The sequence below is a fragment of the Pseudomonas sp. NPDC077451 genome (assembly GCF_044543345.1).
In the GTDB taxonomy this organism is placed as follows: domain Bacteria; phylum Pseudomonadota; class Gammaproteobacteria; order Pseudomonadales; family Pseudomonadaceae; genus Stutzerimonas.
Map to the genome: position 1 here is coordinate 22,780 of NZ_JBITVX010000020.1, position 21,177 is coordinate 43,956.

At 62.2% G+C, this 21,177-nt stretch carries 23 protein-coding genes; 12 read left to right on the top strand and 11 right to left on the bottom strand.

What is annotated here, in order from left to right:
• A complete protein-coding gene (locus ACIGHL_RS20860; RefSeq protein WP_128121610.1) occupies window positions 1-252 on the bottom strand; it encodes a hypothetical protein in 252 nt (83 codons plus the stop codon).
• Between the two features lie 458 nt (window positions 253-710).
• On the opposite strand from ACIGHL_RS20860, the gene ACIGHL_RS20865 reads away from it, so the two are divergent.
• Window positions 711-926 (top strand): hypothetical protein, encoded by a 216-nt coding sequence (locus tag ACIGHL_RS20865; RefSeq protein WP_045432156.1) that lies wholly within the window; start codon window positions 711-713, stop codon window positions 924-926.
• A gap of 11 nt (window positions 927-937) precedes the next feature.
• On the opposite strand, the gene mdtD is transcribed toward ACIGHL_RS20865, so the two are convergent.
• Window positions 938-2,347 carry a multidrug transporter subunit MdtD gene (gene mdtD, locus ACIGHL_RS20870; RefSeq protein ID WP_128121580.1) on the bottom strand — a complete coding sequence of 470 codons (1,410 nt, stop codon included), beginning with the start codon at window positions 2,345-2,347 and terminating at the stop codon, window positions 938-940.
• Window positions 2,348-2,675: 328 nt separating this feature from the next.
• Between mdtD and ACIGHL_RS20875 the strand changes: the two genes are divergently transcribed.
• The 5 genes from ACIGHL_RS20875 to ACIGHL_RS20895 all read left to right on the top strand — a co-directional run bounded on the left by ACIGHL_RS20875 (window position 2,676) and on the right by ACIGHL_RS20895 (window position 6,619).
• Complete coding sequence (locus tag ACIGHL_RS20875) at window positions 2,676-3,209, top strand: iron transporter (protein ID WP_046164086.1); 534 nt, start codon at window positions 2,676-2,678, stop codon at window positions 3,207-3,209.
• Window positions 3,210-3,222: 13 nt separating this feature from the next.
• Window positions 3,223-3,555: a cupredoxin domain-containing protein gene (locus ACIGHL_RS20880; protein WP_045430005.1), complete on the top strand. Its 333-nt coding sequence runs from the start codon at window positions 3,223-3,225 to the stop codon at window positions 3,553-3,555.
• 21 nt (window positions 3,556-3,576) lie between these two features.
• Complete coding sequence (locus ACIGHL_RS20885) at window positions 3,577-4,434, top strand: FTR1 family iron permease (RefSeq protein WP_128121579.1); 858 nt, start codon at window positions 3,577-3,579, stop codon at window positions 4,432-4,434.
• Entirely contained in the window at window positions 4,431-5,807 is a 1,377-nt protein-coding gene (locus tag ACIGHL_RS20890) for a 4Fe-4S binding protein (RefSeq protein ID WP_128121578.1), read from the top strand. The genes ACIGHL_RS20885 and ACIGHL_RS20890 overlap by 4 nt, the downstream gene beginning before the upstream one ends.
• Window positions 5,808-6,160: 353 nt before the next feature.
• Entirely contained in the window at window positions 6,161-6,619 is a 459-nt protein-coding gene (locus ACIGHL_RS20895) for a GNAT family N-acetyltransferase (protein ID WP_128121577.1), read from the top strand.
• 223 nt (window positions 6,620-6,842) lie between these two features.
• Here the strand turns inward: ACIGHL_RS20895 and ACIGHL_RS20900 are convergent, their stop codons facing one another.
• The 3 genes from ACIGHL_RS20900 to ACIGHL_RS20910 all read right to left on the bottom strand — a co-directional run bounded on the left by ACIGHL_RS20900 (window position 6,843) and on the right by ACIGHL_RS20910 (window position 9,803).
• The gene (locus tag ACIGHL_RS20900; protein WP_128121576.1) at window positions 6,843-7,538 is read right to left on the bottom strand and encodes an anaerobic ribonucleoside-triphosphate reductase activating protein; all 696 of its coding nucleotides are present in this window, start codon (window positions 7,536-7,538) and stop codon (window positions 6,843-6,845) included.
• Between the two features lie 2 nt (window positions 7,539-7,540).
• Entirely contained in the window at window positions 7,541-7,705 is a 165-nt protein-coding gene (gene nrdD / locus ACIGHL_RS20905) for an anaerobic ribonucleoside-triphosphate reductase (protein WP_045430017.1), read from the bottom strand.
• A 91-nt stretch (window positions 7,706-7,796) separates the two neighbouring features.
• On the bottom strand, window positions 7,797-9,803 hold the full coding sequence (locus tag ACIGHL_RS20910) for a ribonucleoside triphosphate reductase (RefSeq protein WP_446697720.1): 2,007 nt from the start codon (window positions 9,801-9,803) through the stop codon (window positions 7,797-7,799).
• A gap of 237 nt (window positions 9,804-10,040) precedes the next feature.
• Here ACIGHL_RS20910 and ACIGHL_RS20915 point away from each other — a divergent pair, with 237 nt between their 5' ends.
• Entirely contained in the window at window positions 10,041-10,718 is a 678-nt protein-coding gene (locus ACIGHL_RS20915; RefSeq protein WP_045430023.1) for a Crp/Fnr family transcriptional regulator, read from the top strand.
• Window positions 10,719-10,815: 97 nt separating this feature from the next.
• Window positions 10,816-11,211: a putative zinc-binding protein gene (locus ACIGHL_RS20920; protein WP_045430026.1), complete on the top strand. Its 396-nt coding sequence runs from the start codon at window positions 10,816-10,818 to the stop codon at window positions 11,209-11,211.
• Between the two features lie 204 nt (window positions 11,212-11,415).
• On the opposite strand, the gene ubiT is transcribed toward ACIGHL_RS20920, so the two are convergent.
• The 5 genes from ubiT to norR form a co-directional block, all read right to left on the bottom strand.
• Entirely contained in the window at window positions 11,416-11,910 is a 495-nt protein-coding gene (ubiT, locus tag ACIGHL_RS20925) for a ubiquinone anaerobic biosynthesis accessory factor UbiT (RefSeq protein WP_128121574.1), read from the bottom strand.
• The gene (locus tag ACIGHL_RS20930) at window positions 11,904-12,794 is read right to left on the bottom strand and encodes a U32 family peptidase (protein WP_128121573.1); all 891 of its coding nucleotides are present in this window, start codon (window positions 12,792-12,794) and stop codon (window positions 11,904-11,906) included. The genes ubiT and ACIGHL_RS20930 overlap by 7 nt, the downstream gene beginning before the upstream one ends.
• 22 nt (window positions 12,795-12,816) lie before the next feature.
• On the bottom strand, window positions 12,817-13,812 hold the full coding sequence (ubiU, locus tag ACIGHL_RS20935) for a ubiquinone anaerobic biosynthesis protein UbiU (RefSeq protein ID WP_045430034.1): 996 nt from the start codon (window positions 13,810-13,812) through the stop codon (window positions 12,817-12,819).
• A gap of 287 nt (window positions 13,813-14,099) precedes the next feature.
• Entirely contained in the window at window positions 14,100-14,309 is a 210-nt protein-coding gene (locus ACIGHL_RS20940; protein WP_064481542.1) for a hypothetical protein, read from the bottom strand.
• Between the two features lie 106 nt (window positions 14,310-14,415).
• Window positions 14,416-15,945, bottom strand: a complete 1,530-nt coding sequence (norR, locus tag ACIGHL_RS20945; RefSeq protein ID WP_046164080.1) for a nitric oxide reductase transcriptional regulator NorR — start codon at window positions 15,943-15,945, stop codon at window positions 14,416-14,418.
• Between the two features lie 147 nt (window positions 15,946-16,092).
• On the opposite strand from norR, the gene ytfE reads away from it, so the two are divergent.
• The 4 genes from ytfE (at window position 16,093) to ACIGHL_RS20965 (ending at window position 18,556) form a co-directional block, all read left to right on the top strand.
• On the top strand, window positions 16,093-16,764 hold the full coding sequence (gene ytfE, locus ACIGHL_RS20950; protein WP_128121572.1) for an iron-sulfur cluster repair protein YtfE: 672 nt from the start codon (window positions 16,093-16,095) through the stop codon (window positions 16,762-16,764).
• A gap of 55 nt (window positions 16,765-16,819) precedes the next feature.
• Entirely contained in the window at window positions 16,820-17,329 is a 510-nt protein-coding gene (locus ACIGHL_RS20955) for a DnrO protein (protein WP_128121571.1), read from the top strand.
• A 209-nt stretch (window positions 17,330-17,538) separates the two neighbouring features.
• Complete coding sequence (locus ACIGHL_RS20960) at window positions 17,539-18,222, top strand: Crp/Fnr family transcriptional regulator (protein ID WP_045430043.1); 684 nt, start codon at window positions 17,539-17,541, stop codon at window positions 18,220-18,222.
• 142 nt (window positions 18,223-18,364) lie between these two features.
• Window positions 18,365-18,556, top strand: a complete 192-nt coding sequence (locus ACIGHL_RS20965; RefSeq protein WP_045430046.1) for a hypothetical protein — start codon at window positions 18,365-18,367, stop codon at window positions 18,554-18,556.
• A 725-nt stretch (window positions 18,557-19,281) separates the two neighbouring features.
• On the opposite strand, the gene ACIGHL_RS20970 is transcribed toward ACIGHL_RS20965, so the two are convergent.
• A complete protein-coding gene (locus ACIGHL_RS20970) occupies window positions 19,282-21,126 on the bottom strand; it encodes a nitric oxide reductase activation protein NorD (RefSeq protein ID WP_128121570.1) in 1,845 nt (614 codons plus the stop codon).
• Between the last annotated feature and the right edge of the window lie 51 nt (window positions 21,127-21,177).

Genomic DNA, 21,177 nt, shown 5'->3' on the forward strand with positions numbered 1-21,177 from the left:
TCATCCACGTAGCTGGCTCAGTCGCCGCTTGAGCAACTCGACCTGCCCCGTCTCCGCTCGCAGGCCTGCAGTCAGCTCGGCCTTTTCTTGCTCCAGCCGCTGAATGATCCCGCCGAGTCCCTGTAGCAGCTCGCGGAGCACGGCGAGTTCGACCCTGTGTTGCCTGAGCTGCAGCCACTGCAGCCACGAAATGATGACCAGCACCAGAACCGCACAGAGCGAGCCTCCCGTCACCAACCAGAACGTTCCCATTGTTCCCATAGATCAAGTCCTTCTGTTGCCACCGGCACATCCAGCGATGGTTAGACATTATGTCGTCATAAACGACAGGTCGATAATGTTTACCCGTACAGGTAAACAAAGGCAGCGGGTTCCGGGCGAAGCCAATGAGGGCCCCAAGGGTGTTCTCAGCGGCGGCAAACCTGGTGCTGCATGCCAGAAGGCTAAGAGAGAGGAGACTTCAGCAATGACCTGCAAGCGAACCGCTATGTCGTAAATAACGACATATCGATGCGCGACTCGAGGGCTGGCTGAACAGAACATTGACCGGAACTGCTCGGTTCAAACAGTTCCAAAACGAGGCTAACCGTTCAGCGGGAATCTCTTTTCAGGCGATGAGCGGAAGCTACCAAATGCTCGTCAGCTGTCAGAATGACATCACGGCTGCAGAGGAGCAGCCATCTCCTGAATTGAGCACGAGCCTGCTAATCATGTCTTCCGAAAAACTCTACACCATTGTCCTGGAGCACAGCCTGGAGGTACTCCTCGAGGCCGCCACGATGGAGCAGGTCGAGGCGTTCTGGGATGCGTATGACACTCGGTATTTCGGCCTCCGTCTGGAGGAGGACAATGCCCAGCATGCGCGGGTGATTGTCACGGATGAGATCCCCGAGGACGAGGAAGAAGCCGAGCTGTGTATCGGCTGATCCCGACTCGATCAGTCAGCGTCAATGGGCCCGGCGGACATGGCCTGCTTGCTGTCCAGCTGAAAGAACAATGACGCTGCCAGCATCGACATCGCCCCGATGCACAGGAAGGTCAGGTGGAACGCGTCCAGTACGGCCGCGTCATCCGCGCCTGGCACAGTGAAGCCGCCCAGCAAGGCGCCGGCCGAGGCCACGCCCAGACTCATCGACAGTTGCACCACGACCGATAGCAGGCTGTTGCCGCTGCTGGCGTTCTGGTTGCTGAGCCCTACCAACGTCACGGTATTCATCGCGGTGAATTGCATCGAGTTAACCATGCCGATCAGGCTCAGGTGCGCGAGCAACAGTACCGTCGGAGTCTGCCCGTCGATGGTCGCCAAACTGGCGATCAGGCTGCCGAGCAGCAGGGTGTTGCCGATCAGAATGCGCCGATAGCCGAGGCGGTCGATCAGTGGCTTGGCCAATGGCTTGATGAACATCGCGCCGAGCGCCAACGGAATCATGGTCATGCCCGCTTGCGCCGGGGAATAGCCCAACGCGACCTGCAGCAGCAATGGCAGCAGAAACGGCAACGCTCCGCTGCCCAGGCGCGCAAACAGATTGCCGAAAATTCCGACTGCAAAGCTGCGGGTGTGAAACAGGGACGGGCTGAACAGCGGTTTGTCGATGTGCCCCGCCCGTAACCAGTAGGCCGCCAGGCAAGCACTGCCAATGACCACCAGCAGTAGCACCCGAGCATGGGGCATCTGCATTTCGCCGAGGCCTTCAAGGGCAATGGTGATCAGCACCATGGCGCTGCCAAATAGCACGAAGCCGAAGGTATCGAAGCGCATTCGCTCAGCGCTTTTCAGATCGGGCATGAAACGAAAGGCCGCGATGCAGCCAATCAATCCCACCGGCAGGTTGATCAAAAATATCCAGTGCCAGGATGCGTATTGGACCAACCAGCCACCGAGCGTCGGGCCAATCAATGGCCCGACCATGCCGGGCAGAGCGATGAACGTCATCACGCGAACGAATTCACTGCGCGGGTAGGCCCGCAATATCACCAGACGCCCCACCGGCAGCATCAGCGAGCCCCCTACCGCCTGCACCACACGCGACATCACCAATTGATTGAAGCTGGTGCTCATCGCGCACAACAGTGAACCGAGCGTGAACAGCACGATGGCGGAAAAGAAGATCCGCCGGGTACCAAAGCGATCCGCTACCCAGCCCGAGGCCGGAATCAACAACGCCACGGTGAGCATGTAGGCGATGACCACTCCCTGCATGCGCAGTGGGTCTTCGGCAAGGTCGCGTGCCATGGCCGGCAAGGCGGTGTTGAGGATGGTGCCATCAAGGGTTTGCATGAAGAACGCGATGGCGACCAGCCAGGGCAGTACGCGGGCGGTCCTGGCATCCAGTACAGCTTGAGTCATGAAATTCCCCGACTCCGAAAGTGCATATGGTAGGCCCCTATCGATCTCTCTCGCAGCATTTAACCGATTTCTCGGCACTACGACCGACCATAGCCGCAGCGATGAGAACGCTTTTCCAAAACACGCGATCAGGGTGTGACAACACAACGCAGAAACGGCTCAAAAGCCCCTCAAGACGCCGCCTGCCGCGTTATCAAACGCAGCGATACAGGACGATCCGGGGTATACGTTACAAAGTATTTCATTCAAAATTGACGCGAATCATTATCGTTAAGTATCACAGGTGCGAACCTTTCTGCGTCAACCATCCCATCTCTTCGGAGGCTTCATGCGCATTCCCGCTACCCTCGCCATCGCGTCGTTGCTGCTCACTCCCCTCGCCCAAGCCAAGGAATACCCCATCGGTGAACCGCAACAATGCGGCGGTATGGAGGTCGGTGCCGTTTACCTGCAGCCGGTCGAAATGGAGCCTGCCGGCATGATGCTCGACGCCGCCAAATCTGATGTGCATCTGGAAGCCGACATCGCCGCCACCGAAGGCAACCGCAACGGCTGGCAGGAAGGTAGCTTCGTGTCCTATCTCAACATTCGTTACTCGCTGAGCAAGAAAGGCTCGGACGAAAAAATCGAAGGCGACTTTCACCCGATGGTGGCCAATGACGGCCCGCACTATGGCGACAACGTCAAGCTGATGGGCCCAGGCAAGTACCAGCTGACCTTCACCGTCTCGCCGCCGGACGGCAAGCACGCCATGTTTGGCCGTCACGTTGACAAGGAAACCGGCGTCGCACCCTGGTTCGAACAGTGCACGCTGAACTACGAGTTCACCTACGCCGGCATCGGCAAGAAAGGCGGCTACTAAGCCGGAGGTCAGCATGCAACGCATCCTGCTTCCAGCCCTCGCCCTGCTCGCGGCCGGCTTTGCCGGCGGCGCTCAGGCCGGTCTGCCGACCTATGAGCTGACCATCCGCGACGGCCATTTCGAGCCGGCAACCATCGAAGTGCCGGCTCGCCAGCGCTTCAAGATCGTCGTGATCAATGCCGGCAAGGGGCCGACCGAATTCGAGAGCACACCCCTGCGGGTGGAAAAGGTGCTCTCACCCGGTGTCACCTCGTTCGTCGTGATTCATCCGCTCAAACCCGGCCGCTACCCCTTCTTCGATGAGTTCCACATGGATCTCCCGGAAGGCGAAATCATCGCTAAGTAGTCTCTTCACAGGAGAAGCGACATGGGCCAATCAATGTTCATCGTCTGGCGTGAAAGCGTCGAGGCGTTACTGGTCATCGGCATTCTGCACGCCTGGTTGAGCCAGCAGCCAGGCAACCGTCATGCGCTGCGCATGCTCTGGGGCGGCGTTGTTGCCGGTCTCGGTTTGGCTTCGTTGCTGGGCTGGGGCATTCTCAGCGCGGGCGACTGGCTGGCCGGTCCCGCTGGCGAGTGGTTCCAGTGCGCCATGCTGCTGGCTGCCGCACTGTTGATCCTGCAGATGGTCGGCTGGATGCACCACCATGGGCGCGATCTCAAACGCAATCTGGTCGACAGCGCCGCCGCGCACCTCAGCCAGGGCAGCGGCATCGGCTTGCTGGTATTGGCGATGCTCGCTGTCGCGCGTGAGGGCAGCGAAACGGTGGTGTTTCTGTATGGCATCGGCCATCAGCAGGACGGTTCGGACCTGACCGGTTTCGTCATCGGCGGTGTGCTTGGCTTTGCGCTCGCGCTGCTGAGCTACGCGGCATTGCAGGCTGGCAGCCGGCTGTTCTCCTGGAAGCGTTTCTTTCAAGTCAGCGAGGCGCTGCTGCTGTTGCTCGGCGCGGCCCTGCTAATGGCTGGCCTCGATCGCTTCAGCGGCCAGCTGATGGGCATGGACGTGCCGGAAGTGCTTTACACCGTTTTCGGTGACCCTATCTGGGACACCTCGGGCCTACTCGATGACGGCGGCACCTTGGGTAGCACGCTTGCCGGGCTGACCGGCTACCGCGCCATGCCTTCGCTGGCCGCGGTGATCGTCATGGCGATGTACTGGCTGGCCGTCTGGGCCTGGCTGCGACCGAAGCCGGAGGCTCGTCTGGAGGCTCGCACAGCATGATCGCCAACGCCTCCTGGCTGGCACGCATCGGCGACCTGCTGCGCCAGCACGCCACCACCATCCGCCTGATCCAATGGCTGGTGGTTGGCTTCTATCTGGTCCTGCTGCTGTTGCCAGCCGTGCTTTCGCTGCCGCCCTCAGAAGCGCGAATGCTCGACAACATCACGGTGTTCGCCCAGTTCCTGTTCTGGGGGCTGTGGTGGCCGTTCGTGCTGCTGTCGATGGTGCTGTTCGGCCGGCTCTGGTGCGGTGTGCTCTGTCCGGAAGGCTCGCTCAGTGAATGGATCAGCTGGCGCGGGCTGAACAAGCGTACCCCGCAGTGGATTCGCTGGAGCGGCTGGCCGACCATCGCGTTCGTGCTGACCACCGTCTATGGCCAGCTGATCAGCGTTTATGACTATGGCCGCGCCGCCGCGCTGATCCTTGGCGGCTCGACGGTGGCCGCGATGATCGTTGGCTTCCTCTATGGTCGTGGTAAGCGCGTCTGGTGCCGGCACCTGTGCCCGGTGAGCGGCGTGTTCGGCCTGCTCGCCCGGCTGGCGCCGATGCACTACAAAGTCGACGAGGAGCTGTGGCAGGCCAACCAGGGACCGAAGCTGGCCACGCCCAACTGCGCCCCGCTGATCGACATCCGCCGCATGCAAGGCAACAGCGAGTGCCACGCCTGTGGTCGTTGCAGTGGCCAGCGTGGCGCCGTCGCCCTCGCCGCTCGCTCGCCGAATCAGGAAATCCTCATTGTCGGCAACCAGCCGCAACAAGGTCATTGGGACAGCACGCTGCTGCTGTTTGGCATGATCGGGCTGGCCATGGGCGCCTTTCAGTGGACGGTCAGCCCCTGGTTCATCACCCTCAAGCAGAGCGCAGCCGAGTGGCTGGTCGATCGCGACATCTTTTGGCCGCTGGAGGCCAACGCGCCGTGGTGGCTGCTGACGCATTATCCGCAGAACAACGATGCGTTCACCTGGCTCGACGGTGCGGCGATTCTCACCTACATCGGCGCTAGCTCACTGCTGATCGGCGGTGCGCTGTGGCTGCTGTTGCAAGGTGCGGTGAGGCTGATGAGCCGCGGCGACAACGTGTTTCATCACCTGGCGCTGACACTGACGCCGCTGGGCGGCGCCGGACTTTTTCTCGGTCTTTCAGCCACCACCATCAAACTGCTGCGCTACGAGGGTTTCATCCTTGCCTGGGCGCAGCCGACCCGCGCGCTGCTGCTGGCCGGTGCCGTCGGCTGGAGTCTCTACCTGGCCTGGCGCGTGATCAGCCGCCACGGCGCCAATGGATTGCGGCGGATGGCGGCATACGGTTGCCTGGGGCTGGCGACCGCTGTGGTTGGTTACGGCTGGTATCTGCAATTCTGGGGTTGGAGCTGATTCGTACAGTCAGAACGGTGGGCTGAAGCCCACCCTACCTGGCTGAATCACTCGTGCCGGTGGATAGGCTGCGGCGGAACCTCGTCGGCCCACTCTACTGTTAGGTATTCGACCGTAGGGTGGGCTTCAGCCCACCGCCACGTCGCTGGACCAGCGCACAGGTTAACGGGTGTCGCTACTGCGCCAAGGCTGACTCTGATCTCGCGCTTCGCGAGCAAGCCCGCTTCTGCAGGAGCGCGCCAGCACCGAAATAGTCGGAGGGCGCCGACTGCCCCGAAGAGGAATCATCGACAGCGTTTGGGCGCGCAATACCTTTAGTATTCGCTGCAGGTTTTTCTCAGCGAGCCGGCGTTATGTCTATCAACTGGATCTGCAAACACCACACCGAACTCAGCCCGCAGCAGCTCTACGCAATTCTGCGCCTGCGCGCTGAGGTTTTCGTGGTCGAGCAACAATGCGTGTACCTGGATGTGGACGGCCAGGACCTGCTGGGCGATACCTGCCACCTGATGGCCTGGCTAGAGGAGCAATTGGTCGCCTACCTGCGCCTGCTCGACCCGATTAAGCAAGGCGGCGAGGTAATCATCGGCCGCGTCGTTACTGCGCCTTCGGCTCGCGGCCAGGGCATTGGACATAAATTAATGGTGCAGGCACTCGACCATGCCGGGGAAAAGTGGCCGGGGCGCACGATCTACTTGTCCGCCCAGGCCCACCTGCAAGGCTATTACGGCCGGTACGGTTTCGAACCGGTGGGCGCGGTGTACCTCGAGGACGGGATCCCGCACATTGGCATGCGCCGGGATCTCGGATAACCGCGCGGAACAGCCGCTCGGGGCAGCATCGTCTGGCCGCTGGATACCGACGCCGGCTCCTGCCAGAGCGATAGGCGTGAAGGCTGAAGATTATCGGCCCTTACGGCGCCGAGAGGCCGTGGATCGTTTACGCAGACGGTGGGCTGAAGCCCACCCTACCGCTATGTACCGCCCGTAGGGTGGGCTTTAGCCCACCGCACGCCGCATCGACGGCCTCCTCCCCTTACCCTCGCAGTATGAACGACGGAAACAGCCTCCCCATCCGGTCCCAGAGTTTTTGCTGATCGTAGGGTGCACGGCTATCGGCGAGGCCGTCGTCGAGCATTTTCGCCGTGCGCACGCATTGCACGGCGAAGCGCTCGACACCGAGTTTGCGCAGTCGCTGCGCCATCTCCCACAGACGTTCGGCGTCGAACAGCTGCCAATGGACCGTGGTTCGGCATTCGTGCGCGACGCCGCTCTCCAGCAGCGCTTCCAGGCTTTTCCAATTGGCAGCGCCGCTGCCTTCGACCCCGGTAATCAGCCGGCCATGTTCGGGCAACGCCTTGACGTCGAACCCCACCCAGTCCACCAGCGGCAGCACCTGGCGGAACAGTTTCGGTTTGATGCCGGCGCTGTGCAGGCCGATCCTGAAGCCTTTCTCGCGCACCTGGGCAATGGCGTCCGGCAGCGCCAGTTGCAGGGTCGGCTCGCCGCCGCTGAATACCACCGCCTCGAGCAGACCGATCCGCTGATCGAGAAAGCCGAGAATTTCCGCCCAGCTGCGCTCCTCGGCGCCGCAGGTCGGGATCAGCTCAGGGTTGTGGCAATAGCGGCAACGCCAGCCACAACCCTGGCAGAACAGAACGCAGGCCAGATGATCGGGAAAGTCGAGGGTGGTCAGGGGCACCATGCCCCCGACCCGTAGCGCGGCGCCCATGACTAACGCGCCAAACCGGCGGCCTGCTCGGTGAAATGGGTGCGTTCACGGTGCTCGGATTGTTTGCCCGGGTTGAACGCCGCGACCGGACGGTGATAGCCCATCACGCGGGTCCAGACTTCGCAGCGCTGACGTTGGGCTTCGGGGAGTTGAGTGGTTTGGGTCATGTGTCGCTCCTTCAGGGTTGGGTTTTCGACCGATGCGCCAATTGGCGCGCTGATAGATGATCGCCAGCAAGCTGGCTCCTACGGAACCAGATCAGGCGCAGCAGCTTTGCTGCTTGGCGACCAGCACCTCGTCGCACTTGGGGCAGAACTCGTGTTCACCGCTCAGGTAGCCGTGAACGGGGCAGATCGAGAACGTTGGGGTGATGGTCAGGTAAGGCAGGCGGAAGCGTCCCAGCGCGGTGCGCACCAGGTTCTTGCAGGCCTGTGTCGAGGAGATCTGCTCGGCCATGTACAGGTGCAAAACGGTGCCGCCGGTGTATTTGGTCTGCAGCTCGTCCTGCAGCATCAGGGCTTCGAACGGGTCGTCGGTGAAGCCCACCGGAAGCTGCGAAGAGTTGGTGTAGTACGGCGCTTCGGCAGAGCCCGCTTGTAGAATTTCCGGGAAGCGCTTGCGGTCTTCCTTGGCGAATCGGTAGGTGGTGCCTTCGGCGGGCGTCGCTTCGAGGTTGTAAAGGTGGCCGGTTTCCTCCTGAAAACGCACCAGCACGGCTCGAACATGGTCGAGCAGGTCGACGGCCAGACGCCGGCCGGCTTCGGTGTGCAAGCCCTCGGTATCCTCGGTGTAGTTGCGCACCATCTCGTGCAGCCCGTTCACGCCAATGGTGGAGAAGTGATTGCGCAGCGTGCCCAGGTAACGCTTGGTGTAAGGATAGAGCCCGGCATCCATGTGGTGCTGGATCACCTTGCGCTTGACCTCCAGGCTCTGCATGGCCAGTTCAAGCAGCGCATCGAGATGCTCGATCAGCCCGGGCCAGTCGCCGGAATGCAGATAACCCAGGCGTGCGCAGTTGACCGTCACCACGCCGAGCGAGCCGGTCTGCTCGGCCGAACCGAACAACCCGCCACCGCGCTTGAGCAATTCGCGCACGTCCAGCTGCAAACGGCAGCACATCGAACGCACCTGATTGGGCTGCATATCCGAATTGAGGAAGTTCTGGAAGTACGGCAGGCCGTAACGCGCGGTCATCTCGAAGAGGCGGTCGGCGTTTTCGCTGTCCCAAGGGAAATCGTGGGTGATGTTGTAGGTGGGGATCGGAAAGGTGAATACCCGGCCCAGCCCGTCGCCAGCCTGCATGACCTCGATATAGGCGCGGTTGATCAACTCCATCTCGGCCTGTAGCTCACCGTAGGCGAAAGGCATCTCCTCACCGCCGATGTAGGGAATCTGCTCGCGCAGGTCTTCGGGGCAGACCCAGTCGAACGTCAGGTTGGTAAAGGGCGTCTGCGTGCCCCAGCGCGACGGCACATTGAGGTTGTAGATGAACTCTTGGATGGCCTGACGGATTTCGGCGAATCCCAGACCGTCCTTGCGCACGAAGGGCGCCAGATAGGTATCGAAGCTGCTGAACGCCTGGGCACCGGCCCATTCGTTCTGCAGGGTGCCGAGGAAGTTGACCATCTGCCCCAGCGCGCTGGACAGGTGCTTTGGCGGTCCCGCCTCAACGCGCCCGGGTATGCCGTTGAAGCCTTCGTTGAGCAAGGTGCGCAGCGACCAGCCCGCGCAATAGCCGGCGAGCATGTCCAGGTCATGGATGTGCAGATCGCCCTCGCGATGGGCGATGCCGATGTCCGGGCTGTAGACCTCGTCTAGCCAATAATTCGCAGTGACCTTGCCCGACACGTTGAGAATCAGCCCGCCCAGCGAGTAGCCCTGGTTGGCGTTGGCGCGTACCCGCCAATCTTCGCGCGAAAGGTATTCGTTCATCGATGAGGCGACATCGACCAGTGACTTGCGATCGCGCCGCAGCCGTCCGTGGCGCTCGCGGTAGACGATGTAGGCGCGCGCCGTGTCGTAGTAACCCGCCTCCATCAACACGCGCTCGACCGCATCCTGAGCCTGCTCGACCTCCACCACCCGCTGCGGCAGGCGCACCAGGACCTGAGCAGCCAGCGCCTGGGCAGTGGCTTGTTCGAACTCACCGGTGGCCAGGCCCGCGGCCTCGATTGCAGCGCCGATCTTGTCCAGTTCGAACGCGACCAGCCTCCCATCCCGCTTGCGCAGCGAGACCGGTCGATTCACTTCTTCAAGCCCCAGCATCACGCCTCCATCACCATATGTAGTTACAAAAACTTCTTTAAACACTAGATGGTGTGAAATGTAGGCAATTGCGCCCGCAAGCGAATTGACCATCGTCAATTCACCTTGGCCGTATTTTTAAAAATGGCTCCGCGGCAACCGCGGCCGACGATCTTGTCTGCGATCAAGGAAGGTGGGCGATGCGTGCTTCTAGGATGCAACGTCGAACAATCCCGGACAGGTGCCGGTGGAGGAACCATGCTGACCGAAACATCCCTCGTTGCGGACCTCCGCCGACACCACCTGTTCAGCCGGTTGCCCGAAGCCGCGCTACAGGAAGTGTGCGCCTCGGCCAACCTCAAGCGGCTGCCCGCCGGTGCCTCGCTGTTTCATCAGGGCGACAAGGCGGAGCGGTTCTATTTTCTGTTCAGCGGTCAGGTGAAACTGCACCGCGTGGTCTGCGACGGCCAAGAAAAACTGGTCGAGGTCATCCGCGCTGGCGAGTCATTTGCCGAAGCCTTGCTGTTCACTGGCGCGCCGAACTATCCGGTCAGTGCCACGGCACTGAAGGCCAGCCTCCTCGCCAGCCTCAACGGCCCGCACTACCGGCGCATGCTCGAGCAACACCCGAGCATCTGCCTGGACATACTCGGCACCCTGAGCATTCGGCTGCATCAGCGTCTGAACGAAATCGACACCCTGACGCTGGCCAACGCCAGTCATCGCGTGGTGCGCTTTCTCTATCAGTCGCAAGAGGACGACAGCGGCGTGGTGACCCTCGATGTGCCCAAGCGTCTGATCGCCTCCAAGCTGGGCATTCAGCCGGAAACCTTTTCACGCATCCTGCACCGGCTGATCGAGTCAGGAATGATCAGCGTGCAGCGCCGGCGCATCGAGATACTCGACAGCCGGGGCCTGGCCGCTTACCAGGACTGAACTGCGACGGATTGCCCCAGCTTCTTGACGATCGTCATGGGCCACCGCTGCATTGGCCCGGATACTTTCGCGGGCCCTTTCGAATCGGGAGAACAGCATGTCCGCACCCCGCCTGCCCCTCGTCTATGCCTGCTCGGGTTGCTCCAACGTGGCGCAACTGGCCAATACCCTTGCGGTGCGCCTGGATCGTGCCGGTCTGGCCGAAATGTCGTGCATTGCCGGTGTCGGCGGCCGGGTCAGTTCGCTGGTCAATAAGGCCAACTCTGGCCGAGCGATCCTGGCTATCGACGGCTGCCCGCTGCATTGCGCACGTGCCTGCCTGGCGCAACACGGCGTTGTCGCGAACGTCCATATCACCCTCAGCAGTTACGGACTGCGCAAGCGCTACCGTGAAGATTGCTCCGAAGCCGAAGCCGATGCGCTGTTCGAGGACATGCGCAACATCATTGCCAGCGACCGAATGAAACCGCGGCACCGGCTGCACTCGGTGTAAACGTGCGGTGCGTGAGCAAAGCCGCAAAGGCGTACCTCTCGCAGCCATGGTGCACCGGCTGGTTCCGTAGGAGGCCCGCCCTCGGGGCGAAGCTTTGCTTTTGGGATGGAGCCGATTCGCTTTCGGCGCGGGCGTCACGCGGGGCGAATTGCTTAAGTGAACGGCATCGCCATTGCCGGCAGCAGCGTACATTCAAGCGCTCGCTCAAGCATTCGCCGGCTGCGCACGGCCGGCCTGCGCCACTTCCTCACCCGCGCCTTGCAGCACTTTCCACAGCCACGGCGGCAGCAGGTCCGGGTCCAGGCTGTCGATCAGGTTCTTGATTGCCAGGCCGAGTTCGGTGTCGCCTTCGATCACCAACCGGCGACGAAAGAACAGCGTATCCGGGTCTTCCTGACGACTGGCGAGCAACAGGAACTCACGCCAGTTGCCACGGATGGTGACCTGGACCGGCACCTGCTCGGCGATGCGCAACTTCTGCCGGTCGCAGCTCAGGCACCAGGCCAGCTTGAGGTCGACGACTTCCAGACGCATCCAGTGGCCTTCCAAGGCCTCGAAGGCATCCTCAGCCAATGGCTCAGCGAAGAGCTGATTCAGGCTGCGCTCCAAGGCGATACGTTGCAGCGCGAATGGGGTTCGCGCGGCCAGCGGCAACAGGTGCTCGCCGAGTTTCAATAAATGTGGACGAGGGTTCAGCATAGTCCGGCCTCCTCGGCGCGCAGCATGCCAGGCTGGCCATGCCAGTAACCGTTGCAGCCGTCGACGGCGAGCGGTGGCAGGCCACCTTTGCGCACCGCATCAAATGCCTGAACGACCTCGATCATGCCCGATGCGCGCGGGCTCAGCCGCAGCAGCTCGGCACCGCTCTCGACCAGCGCCGGATAGTCCGCCAACAGATTGCTGACTGAGGCCGACAAGGTCTGGATGCCATTGATGGTGAACAGCGCCTCGCCTTCCTGGCTCAACAGCGGGATGCCTTCTGGGTAGTTCTGACAGCAGAATTGGCAATCGTCCTTCGGCCGATTTTCCGCGCGAGCGGTGAAACAACGCGCCGAGTACGCCAGCGGAAGGTGGCCGTAGGCGAAGACCTCGATTTCCGGCACGGCGACACCGAGCTGAGACAGCTGCGCACGCGCGTCGCGGATCATCGCCCCGGAAATCTCCACTGGCGGCACCCAGCGCTGCATGCCGCTGTTGACCAGTTCGGCCAGTGCATGGCCGTTGTAGAGGTTGAGCGCCGGGCCGCCCACGAAAGGCACGCCCTTCTCGGACAGGTACTGCACCGCACCCATGTCATTGGCTTCGACCATCAGCTCGCCGTTCTCACAGAGCCGACGCAGGCTGGACAGCTCCGAAGCCGCCTCGACCAACGCGAGGCCGGACAGCACCAGCTGCGCCGCTGATTGCTGTTTCAGCTCACGCGCCAGACCCATCCAGTCGTCCAGTCCCATGTCGCGGCGCTTGGAGCAGACGGTTTCCCCGAGATAGATCACATCGAGCGGCATGTCCGCCATGTCGGCATAGAAGTCCAGCGTCTGCTGGCGATCCCAATAGAACAGCACGGGGCCTAAGCTGAGTTTCATAACTGCTCCTTGCTGAAGAGATTCACTGCCACGCCCGGTGGTAAGCGCCGAGGGTCGTTTGCGAGCCCTCCGACAAGCCATCGAGCACTGCGCGCCAGCCTGGCTGCACGGCATAACGCTGCGGCGCCTGCAGATAGGCGTCCAGCGCCGAGCGCCAGACGCGGGTGACCTGCTCGACATAAGCGGGACTGCGCTGCCGCCCCTCGATCTTCATTGCCGTGACACCGATGTTGGCCAGCTCAGGAATCAGGTCCAAGGTATTCAGGCTGGTGGGCTCTTCCAGTGCGTGGAAGCGTTCGCCATTGACCATGAAGCGGCCCTTGCACAGCGTCGGATAGCCGGCTGACTCGCCTTCGGCATAACGGTCGATGAGCACGTTATTCAGCCGTGAGGTCAGCCCCTCCGGCTCCTCGCTCCAGCGCACCGCCTTGGCTGGCGAGCAGACGCCACAGAGGTTCGGTGATTCGCCGGTGAGATAGGAAGACAGGTGGCAACGGCCCTCGGCCATGATGCACAGGCTGCCGAAGGCAAACACTTCGATCGGCACCGGACTGCTGGCGGCGACCTGCTTGACCTGCTTGAGCGACAGCACCCGCGGCAGCACCGCGCGCTTGATGTTGTAGCGCTGCTGATAGAAGTCCAGCGCGGCGGCATTGGTCGCCGAGCCCTGCACCGACAGATGCAGGTTGAGCTGCGGGTGGCGTTTGGCGGCATAGCCGAGCACGCCCGGATCGGCGGCGATCAGTGCGTCCACGCCCAGGTCAGCGGCCTGGTCCACCGCTCGCTGCCAACGGGACCAGCCTTGTGGCTGGGCATATGTATTGACGGCAATGTAGAGCTGGCGGCGCTTCTCGCGGATCAGCTGCAGCCCCTTGTCGAGCTGCTTCGCATCCATGTTGAGGCCGGCGAAATGGCGGGCATTGGTGTCGTCACGAAAACCGACGTAGATGGCGTCGGCACCCTGCTGAACGGCAGCCTTGAGCGCGGGCAGGCTACCTGCTGGACAGACCAAGTGCATGGCAACTCCTAGACATGCGGAATCATGCGCACCCTGCCAACGGCAACGGTGCCCGTCCGGGCCGGACGGAAAGTCGGCAGTCTAGGTAGGCCTCCGACGAGAGGCATTGATAAGCGTCAAGGGGACGAAGCTGGCAGGGCAACGAAGCCAAGAGAACAAAACCAGCCGCAGAAACAAGACCAAGCTGGGCCCTTCGAGCCCAGGCTCGCAAGCAAGCTCGCTCATATAGGGCGCTGGCCTGGCAATCAGGACGGCACAATCATTGCGATGCCCGACTTGATGCTGCGTTATATCCCTTCGTCGCCCTGATATTCCTCAGTCGCGCGAACAACGGCGTCCCGCCAGTTTCCGGACTCCTCGGCGAGCAGACGCATCGCTTTGAGGCTCGACTCGAACGCCTGCTGATAATGCTGCGGATTGTTCTCGCTGGCTGCGCGGTCGGCGTGCGCCTGGGCCTCGGTCAGCAGCTGGTTGAACTGGTCATGGTCCAAAGCCATGGAAATCTCCTCGTCGTGATGGTGAAAGCTTAGACCGCCGTTCGACAAAGACGACTCACGCCGACTGGCGGAACAGGACCCAGCTGTATCCCGTCCCAGCGCGCGTTCATTTCAACTTCAGGCGCCGCGCCAGCTTGTGCAGGTTGCTTGAGTCGACATCCAGTAATCGCGCCGCCTGCGCCCAGTTTTCACCGCAGGCCTCCAGCGCCCGGATGATTGCCTGGCGCTGGGCGCCATCGACGGTTTCGCGCAACGAGACGATCTCAGCCTCCGTTGCCAGGGGTTCGACCTCAGCAGCCGGGGCGAAGGCGCCGACGTGTTCGCTGTCCAGATCCAGCAGTTCCGGCTCGAGCGTGAGGATTTCGCTGCGCGAGGCGCCACGGCTGAGCAACCGCAGCGCCGCTCGGCTGATCACATGCTCAAGCTCGCGGACGTTGCCCGGCCAGGCGTAGCCGAGCAATGCCCGCTCGGCGGCCGGCGACAGCCGCATGCTGCGCAAGCCCAGCCGGGCGCGGTTCAGCTCGAGAAAGTAGCCGGCCAGAATCAGGACATCGTTGCCACGCTCGCGTAAGGGCGGAATCGGCGCCGGATAGACCGAAAGCCGGTGATAGAGATCCGCACGGAAATGCCCGTCTCGTACGCTTTCGCGCAGGTTGCGGTTGGTCGCCGCGATGATGCGTACGTCCACCTGACGCGGCTTGTCGGCCCCGAGGCGCTGGATCTCCCCGTTCTGCAAGGTGCGCAGCAGCTTGGCCTGCACCACCAGCGGCAACTCGCCCACCTCGTCCAGCAGCAGCGTGCCGCCATTGGCCGCATCGAAACGTCCAGGACGGTCCGTGGTAGCGCCCGAAAAGGCCCCCTTGACGTGCCCGAACAGCTCGCTCTCGGCCAGCGATTCGGGCAACGCGGCGCAATTGACCAGCACCAGCGGCTTGTTGCGGCGCCGCGAATGTCGATGCAGCCAGCGCGCGAACAACTCCTTGCCCACGCCGGTTTCGCCCAGCAGCAGCACTGGCAGTTCCGAATCGGCAACCACTTCCAGCTCACGCAACAGCTCGCGGATCACAACGCTTTGCCCGAGAATTTCGCCGTCGCCCGGCACCGGGGTGGTTTCCAGCACGTCGCTACGCGCCAGCCGCAGGCCGCGATTTTCGTGTTCCAACCGGGTGATGCGGATGGCTGCCTCGATCACCAGCGTGTAACGCTGCAGATCACGCCGCGCCTCGTCATCGAAGGTGCCGGCATGCAGCGCATCGAGGGTCAGCGCGCCCCACAGCTTGCCCTCCACGAACAGGCTCACGCCCATGCAATCGTGCACTGGCAGGGGCTCGCCGACATGCGCATCGAGCAGCCCGTCGTAGGGGTCTGACAACCGGCTGTCAGGCTCGAACCAAGTGGGTTCACGCTGCGAGAGGATGGCGGCCAGCCGCGGATGCTGAGCCACCACGAAGCGCCGGCCAAGGGCCTCCTGCACCAGCCCCACCGCAGCCAGCGGGCGCAGGGTGTCCTCGTCGAGACGTAGCAGCACCACCGCACCACAGCGAAACCGCTGATGCAGCGTGTGCACCAGGCGTTGCAGGCGAACCGCATTGGGCAGTTCGGTGACAAGGTCAGCCAGCAGTGCTTCTTCCATCATGGTGATTACTACCCCTATGGTTTTTTAAACCCTATACCGCCCAGGTACATTTCACCACCATTAATATTTATATCTTATAAATCAATAACTTGATGATGGCATAGCGCTTGCGTTGTTCTGAGTACTTCCACCCTTGGAAACGCCACCATGACGACTGCGCTTACCGAGCAAACCCTGGGCAGCCTGGCTTGCCTGATCCCTGGCGCCACCCGCGTGTTTCGCCATTACAAGCTGGACTTCTGTTGCGGTGGCGACACCCCGCTGCGCGACGCTGCCCTGCAGCGCAACCTTGACGCCCAGACGATCGCGGACGAGTTGGCGGCACTGGAAAGCGAGTCCACGACCGAGCCCGACTGGCGCAATGTGCCTGTCGGATCGCTGATCGACTACCTGCTTGAACGCTTTCACGAACGTCATCGTGAACAGTTCCCGGAGCTGATCCGCTTGGCCACCCGTGTCGAGCAGGTGCATGGCAACAAGGCGGACTGCCCGACCGGGCTTGCCGAACATCTGTGGTGCATGCAGCAGGAACTGGAAAGCCACATGCTCAAGGAGGAGCAGATCCTCTTTCCGATGCTGCGCCGCGACATGCAATTGCCGCAAACCCAAGGCCCGATCGCAGTGATGCGCTACGAGCATGACCAGCACGGCGCCGCCCTTCAGCGCCTGGCCGAACTCACCGATGACATCACCCCACCGGCAAACGCCTGCAATACCTGGCGCGCGCTGTATCGCGGGCTCGAAGAGCTGCGCGGCGACCTGATGCAGCACATTCATCTGGAGAACAACATCCTGTTCGCCCAGGCGTCTGCGCACTGAGGCGACAACAACGCTACGGGCCAGACGGCCCGCCCCTGCAGTACCGGAGGTGCATATGAAAGCAGTCATCCAACCCTTGGCGTGGGGCCTTGCAATGGCGTCGATGCTGGCGCTGGCCAGTGGCGTGGCGCTCGACGTGGTGGTCGATACCGCGCAGGCAACGGTTACTCACGACGGGCACGGCGCGCACGCTGCGCCACCCGCTGGCGGTGAGCAGCAGTGGGCAACCGATGCCGCCCTGCGTGAAGGCATGACGCGCCTCCGCCAGGCCGCCGAGGCCGCGCTGCCAGACGATCCGGCGCAACCGATGGGCGAGCGCCAGGCCTTGGCATTGCAGAAGGAGGTCGAGGACAGCGTTTCCTACCTGATCGCCAACTGCGAGTTGTCCGCACAGGCCGACGCGGCGTTGCACGGGTTACTCGCCGACCTGCTCGGCGGTGCCAAGGCATTGGCCGTACCCGCCGAGCGAGCCGACGGCGTCCAACGGATCCACGTCGCGCTTGAGCGCTATCCAAACCTGTTCGCCCCGCCGCACTGGAACGAAACTGTTATATCGGGTCAGTGAAACCAGATGCGCAAGAGGATCCTGTCTCAGCCCTCGTGCTAATCCGGCCTGCATCAATACTTGCGCCATGGCATCTAGGCTAGGCTTTGTAACGACTCTTCATTGCGCTCTGGCCCCTGCCTTGGTCAGCCAATTTGCGCGCAGCTATCGTTCCGCTCCGTCAACCTTGATTGCGGACGGCTAATTATTAGAAATAAGGATGCCTTTGCATGGTGCTTCACCGCGTACATAACCAGATCCTTCGCAGCCACCACCTGTTCGAACCACTCAATGACGAGCAGATGGACGAGCTGATGAGCGCGAGCCAGCTGCTCAACCTGGACAAAGGCGACAACCTCTTTCACCAGGGCGAACCGGCGCACTCGTTCTATTTCGTGATTTCCGGCGCAGTGAAGATCTACCGCCTGACCCCGGACGGGCAGGAAAAAGTCTTCGAGGTGATCGGCAATCGCCAGACCTTTGCCGAAGCGATGATGCTGATGGACACGCCCAACTACGTCGCCTCGGCCCAGGCCGTGTGCCCGACGCAGGTCTACCGCTTTTCCAACACGGCATATATGCGCCTACTGGAAGCGAACCAGAAGCTTTCCTTTGCTCTGCTCGGCAAACTGAGCGTGCGCTTGCACCAGCGCATCAATGAGATCGAGACCCTCTCGCTGAAGAACGCCACTCACCGCGTGGTGCGCTATTTGATGACGCAGCTGGCGCGTCTGAAGGATGAAGGCAACAGCTTCGAGCTGCCCATGGCCAAGCAACTGATTGCGGGTCACCTGTCGATCCAGCCGGAAACGTTTTCACGGATCATCAGACGCTTGATCGACGAGCAAATCATCACTCAGGAAGGTCGGCAAATCACCATCCTTGATCGCCAGCGCCTCGAATCCTTCGAGTGACGGGCAAGCGGATCAACAATCCTTGCAGCCCCTCGCAGCGAACCGTGCGGCAGCTACAAGCTTTTGCAACGGGTTGATGCCCGTCAATCATGAACAGCGGCCGTACGTGGCAATCTGGAACTGACCTAGAGAGGACGCTGCCATGCCCAGATGCCTGTATTGCCAGCAACCCAACCCGCCGCAGGAAGCCGAGTGCAGCAACTGCGGCATGCCCCTCCCCGCCCTGGCTGATACCGCTGGGGAACGACGGCAAAGCAGATTTTTCTGGTTTTGCATCGGTCTTGCCATCTTCTGCGCAGTGATGATCGTCTGGTTGCCGCGCAACCTGTTCTAGACGGGTCGTAGGGTGGATCACGCTTCACCGATCCACCGGGTGGCGATCCACCGCGGTGGAGATCCACTGAGCGAATGGATAGCGGCATCAAGCTTGGCGGGCAACAAACAGCCGCTCGATAGATGCCTTGGTGGGCTGAAGCCCACCCTACAAAACCGCCGGTGTGCTCCGACCGCATTGCTGGGCCATCCAGCAGAGTGGGCCTGCGTCCATCAAAGCAACGTCCTTCCCCAACTGGCAAGCCTGAATACGGCGCACCATAAGTCCGTAGGGTGGGCTTCAGCCCACCCTACAAAACCGCCGGTGTGCTCCGACCGCATTGCTGGGCCATCCGGCAGAGTGGGCGTCCGTCCATCAAAGCAACGTCCTTCCCAACTGGCAAGCCTGAATACGGCGCACCGTAAGTCCGTAGGGTGGGCTTCAGCCCACCGATGAATACCTCAGAGTCAAGCGAAGCAACTGCGCTAAAAAACATAGCCTCGGAACACTGCGTCAATGTCGCGGCATGAACGGGCCATGTCCGCAGGTGAATGGCGAGGCATCAAGCGGCGCAAAGGCTGGTGGGCTGAAACGGAACGCCGCCCGTCCCACACTACCGTTGCCACGCAATCTGCCCTGGCGGTTGGTAGGGTGGATCACGCTTCACCGATCCACGGGGTGGCGATCCACCGGGTGGCGATCCACCGAACCGGGTAAAGGTGGATGAAACAAAAGCAACATCCGCCCTACGGCTGGGTCAGTTGCTTGTACAACTGCGGCAGGCGGAACGGCAGTTGTTGTGGCTCCTTGATCAAGGTGAAGCCGTTGGCGCCGAACATGTAGGGCAGGTAATCGGCCGCCTCCTGGTCGATGGTGATGCAGAACGGCAACAACCCCTGACGCCGTGCTTCCATGACTGCCTGGCGGGTATCTTCGACGCCATAACGGCCTTCGTAGAGATCCAGGTCATTGGGCTTGCCGTCGGTGACCAGCAGCAGGAGCTTGCGCCGCTGCTTGCACTTGCCCAGCAGTTCGGTCGCCTGGCGAATGGCCGCGCCCATACGTGTGTAGTAACCGGGCTTCAGCGCCTGGATCCGGCCACGGGTGTCGTCGCCATAACGCTGCTTGAAGCTCTTGAGCTCCTGCATGCGCACCTGCTGGCGACGCAGCGAGGAAAAGCCATACAGCGCGAAATCGTCGCCCACGGCCGACAGTGCTTCGCCGAACAGCAGCAGGCTGTCGGTGATCACGTCGATCACCTTGTGCTCGTCGTCCAGGTGCGCGTCGGTGGACATGGACAGGTCTGCCAGCAACAGACACGCCAGGTCCCGACGATTCTGCCGCTGCTCCATGAACAGCCCGCGCTCGGCGCACTGGCCGTGCTGGCGCTCGACGTGAAAGTCGAGCCAGGCCTGCATGTCCAACTCCGAGCCCTGCGGCTGCCCGCGCAGCCATTGGCGATCATTACGCAGGTGTTCGAACTGCCGACGCAGCTTGCGCGCCAGCGGGCCCAGTCGCAGCGGCAGACCCATGGGTTCGGAGCCCCGGGGCAACATCATCTGCAGGCTGACGAAATCGGCCTGCATGCGCTGCTTGCGATAGTCCCATTCCGGTAGCTTGATGCCTTCGCCCAGCGGAATGTCATCCACGTCCGCAGGCGGCAGGTCCAGGTGCAGCTTGAGGCCGCCGCCCTTGCGCATCCGCTGACGCGACATGGCGATTTCATCGAGGTCTTCGGCGACGCGCGAGGCGTCTTCGTTTTCGCTGTCATCGCCCTGGCGATCCAGCTCGACATGCTCGGACCAGCTGAACAGATTTTCCAGGCGGAACAGCATCAGGCCGCCCTTGCTGGTGCTGTCCTCGACACGCTTGGCACGCTTGCGCATGCCCTTCTGCTCGGTCGGCGGCGCCTGCAGGTTGTTGTCCTGATCTTCTTCGGCGAGTTCGGTGGCCTGCGGCACGCCGAGATTTTCCGCGGGGTACAGCCACATGGGCAGCGGCCAGGGGGCCACTTCGCTGCGCGGGAATTGCTGAACACTGCCCGGCTCACGCAGGGCCTGGCAGATGGCACGCTCCAGCGCACCCTCGGCGCGGGGCAGCGTGTCCGGATCTGGCCGGAGCTGTAGATGCGCTTCGACGAGTCGCTCGTAGCGTGGCTGCATCGCCGGGAAACGCTCGAGGATGGCTTGGGTCCAGCGCTGGTTGTCACGCGCCCAGTGGCGCATCTCGCCCGCCTGCGCCGCGAGCAGCGCCAGCCAGCGATACAAATCCTGATTGAGTGAAACTTCCGGGTAAACCGCGAGGTTCTGCGGCAGGCGCAGGTTGTTCGCATCGCACCAGGCCACCGGCAATTGCTTGCAGGTGCCAGCGACTTGTTGAAGCAGGTTGCGACGCAGCATCAGATCGCGCGCGTTGGCCGCCTCGACACCGATGCCACTGGCACCCCCCATGGCACGAAACAGCACCGACAGGCTGCGCTGCATGCTTTCCAGCGAGACGTTGGCGTCGGGGAAGTCCGGGCTGGCGCGGCGGGTGATGAAGCGATGCCAGACACTGCCGACCCACTCTTCAACTTCGATGGTAAAGGCCATGGCGATTGATCCTTAGCGCGGTTTGAAAACAACAACGGCCCGCTGGGTCAG

What these genes read in the sequence shown, in the direction of transcription:
- ubiT (WP_128121574.1), bottom strand. Translation starts at nt 11,910, where the DNA reads ATGCTGAACCCTCGTCCACATTTATTGAAACTCGGCGAGCACCTGTTG.
- ACIGHL_RS20955 (WP_128121571.1), top strand. Translation starts at nt 16,820, where the DNA reads ATGAAAGCAGTCATCCAACCCTTGGCGTGGGGCCTTGCAATGGCGTCG.
- ACIGHL_RS20890 (WP_128121578.1), top strand. Translation starts at nt 4,431, where the DNA reads ATGATCGCCAACGCCTCCTGGCTGGCACGCATCGGCGACCTGCTGCGC.
- ACIGHL_RS20885 (WP_128121579.1), top strand. Translation starts at nt 3,577, where the DNA reads ATGGGCCAATCAATGTTCATCGTCTGGCGTGAAAGCGTCGAGGCGTTA.
- ACIGHL_RS20970 (WP_128121570.1), bottom strand. Translation starts at nt 21,126, where the DNA reads ATGGCCTTTACCATCGAAGTTGAAGAGTGGGTCGGCAGTGTCTGGCAT.
- ACIGHL_RS20860 (WP_128121610.1), bottom strand. Translation starts at nt 252, where the DNA reads ATGGGAACGTTCTGGTTGGTGACGGGAGGCTCGCTCTGTGCGGTTCTG.
- ACIGHL_RS20880 (WP_045430005.1), top strand. Translation starts at nt 3,223, where the DNA reads ATGCAACGCATCCTGCTTCCAGCCCTCGCCCTGCTCGCGGCCGGCTTT.
- ACIGHL_RS20960 (WP_045430043.1), top strand. Translation starts at nt 17,539, where the DNA reads ATGGTGCTTCACCGCGTACATAACCAGATCCTTCGCAGCCACCACCTG.
- ACIGHL_RS20875 (WP_046164086.1), top strand. Translation starts at nt 2,676, where the DNA reads ATGCGCATTCCCGCTACCCTCGCCATCGCGTCGTTGCTGCTCACTCCC.
- ACIGHL_RS20865 (WP_045432156.1), top strand. Translation starts at nt 711, where the DNA reads ATGTCTTCCGAAAAACTCTACACCATTGTCCTGGAGCACAGCCTGGAG.
- ACIGHL_RS20910 (WP_446697720.1), bottom strand. Translation starts at nt 9,803, where the DNA reads ATGCTGGGGCTTGAAGAAGTGAATCGACCGGTCTCGCTGCGCAAGCGG.
- norR (WP_046164080.1), bottom strand. Translation starts at nt 15,945, where the DNA reads ATGATGGAAGAAGCACTGCTGGCTGACCTTGTCACCGAACTGCCCAAT.
- ACIGHL_RS20940 (WP_064481542.1), bottom strand. Translation starts at nt 14,309, where the DNA reads ATGGCTTTGGACCATGACCAGTTCAACCAGCTGCTGACCGAGGCCCAG.
- ACIGHL_RS20965 (WP_045430046.1), top strand. Translation starts at nt 18,365, where the DNA reads ATGCCCAGATGCCTGTATTGCCAGCAACCCAACCCGCCGCAGGAAGCC.
- ubiU (WP_045430034.1), bottom strand. Translation starts at nt 13,812, where the DNA reads ATGCACTTGGTCTGTCCAGCAGGTAGCCTGCCCGCGCTCAAGGCTGCC.
- ACIGHL_RS20900 (WP_128121576.1), bottom strand. Translation starts at nt 7,538, where the DNA reads ATGGGCGCCGCGCTACGGGTCGGGGGCATGGTGCCCCTGACCACCCTC.
- ytfE (WP_128121572.1), top strand. Translation starts at nt 16,093, where the DNA reads ATGACGACTGCGCTTACCGAGCAAACCCTGGGCAGCCTGGCTTGCCTG.
- mdtD (WP_128121580.1), bottom strand. Translation starts at nt 2,347, where the DNA reads ATGACTCAAGCTGTACTGGATGCCAGGACCGCCCGCGTACTGCCCTGG.
- ACIGHL_RS20920 (WP_045430026.1), top strand. Translation starts at nt 10,816, where the DNA reads ATGTCCGCACCCCGCCTGCCCCTCGTCTATGCCTGCTCGGGTTGCTCC.
- ACIGHL_RS20915 (WP_045430023.1), top strand. Translation starts at nt 10,041, where the DNA reads ATGCTGACCGAAACATCCCTCGTTGCGGACCTCCGCCGACACCACCTG.
- ACIGHL_RS20930 (WP_128121573.1), bottom strand. Translation starts at nt 12,794, where the DNA reads ATGAAACTCAGCTTAGGCCCCGTGCTGTTCTATTGGGATCGCCAGCAG.
- nrdD (WP_045430017.1), bottom strand. Translation starts at nt 7,705, where the DNA reads ATGACCCAAACCACTCAACTCCCCGAAGCCCAACGTCAGCGCTGCGAA.
- ACIGHL_RS20895 (WP_128121577.1), top strand. Translation starts at nt 6,161, where the DNA reads ATGTCTATCAACTGGATCTGCAAACACCACACCGAACTCAGCCCGCAG.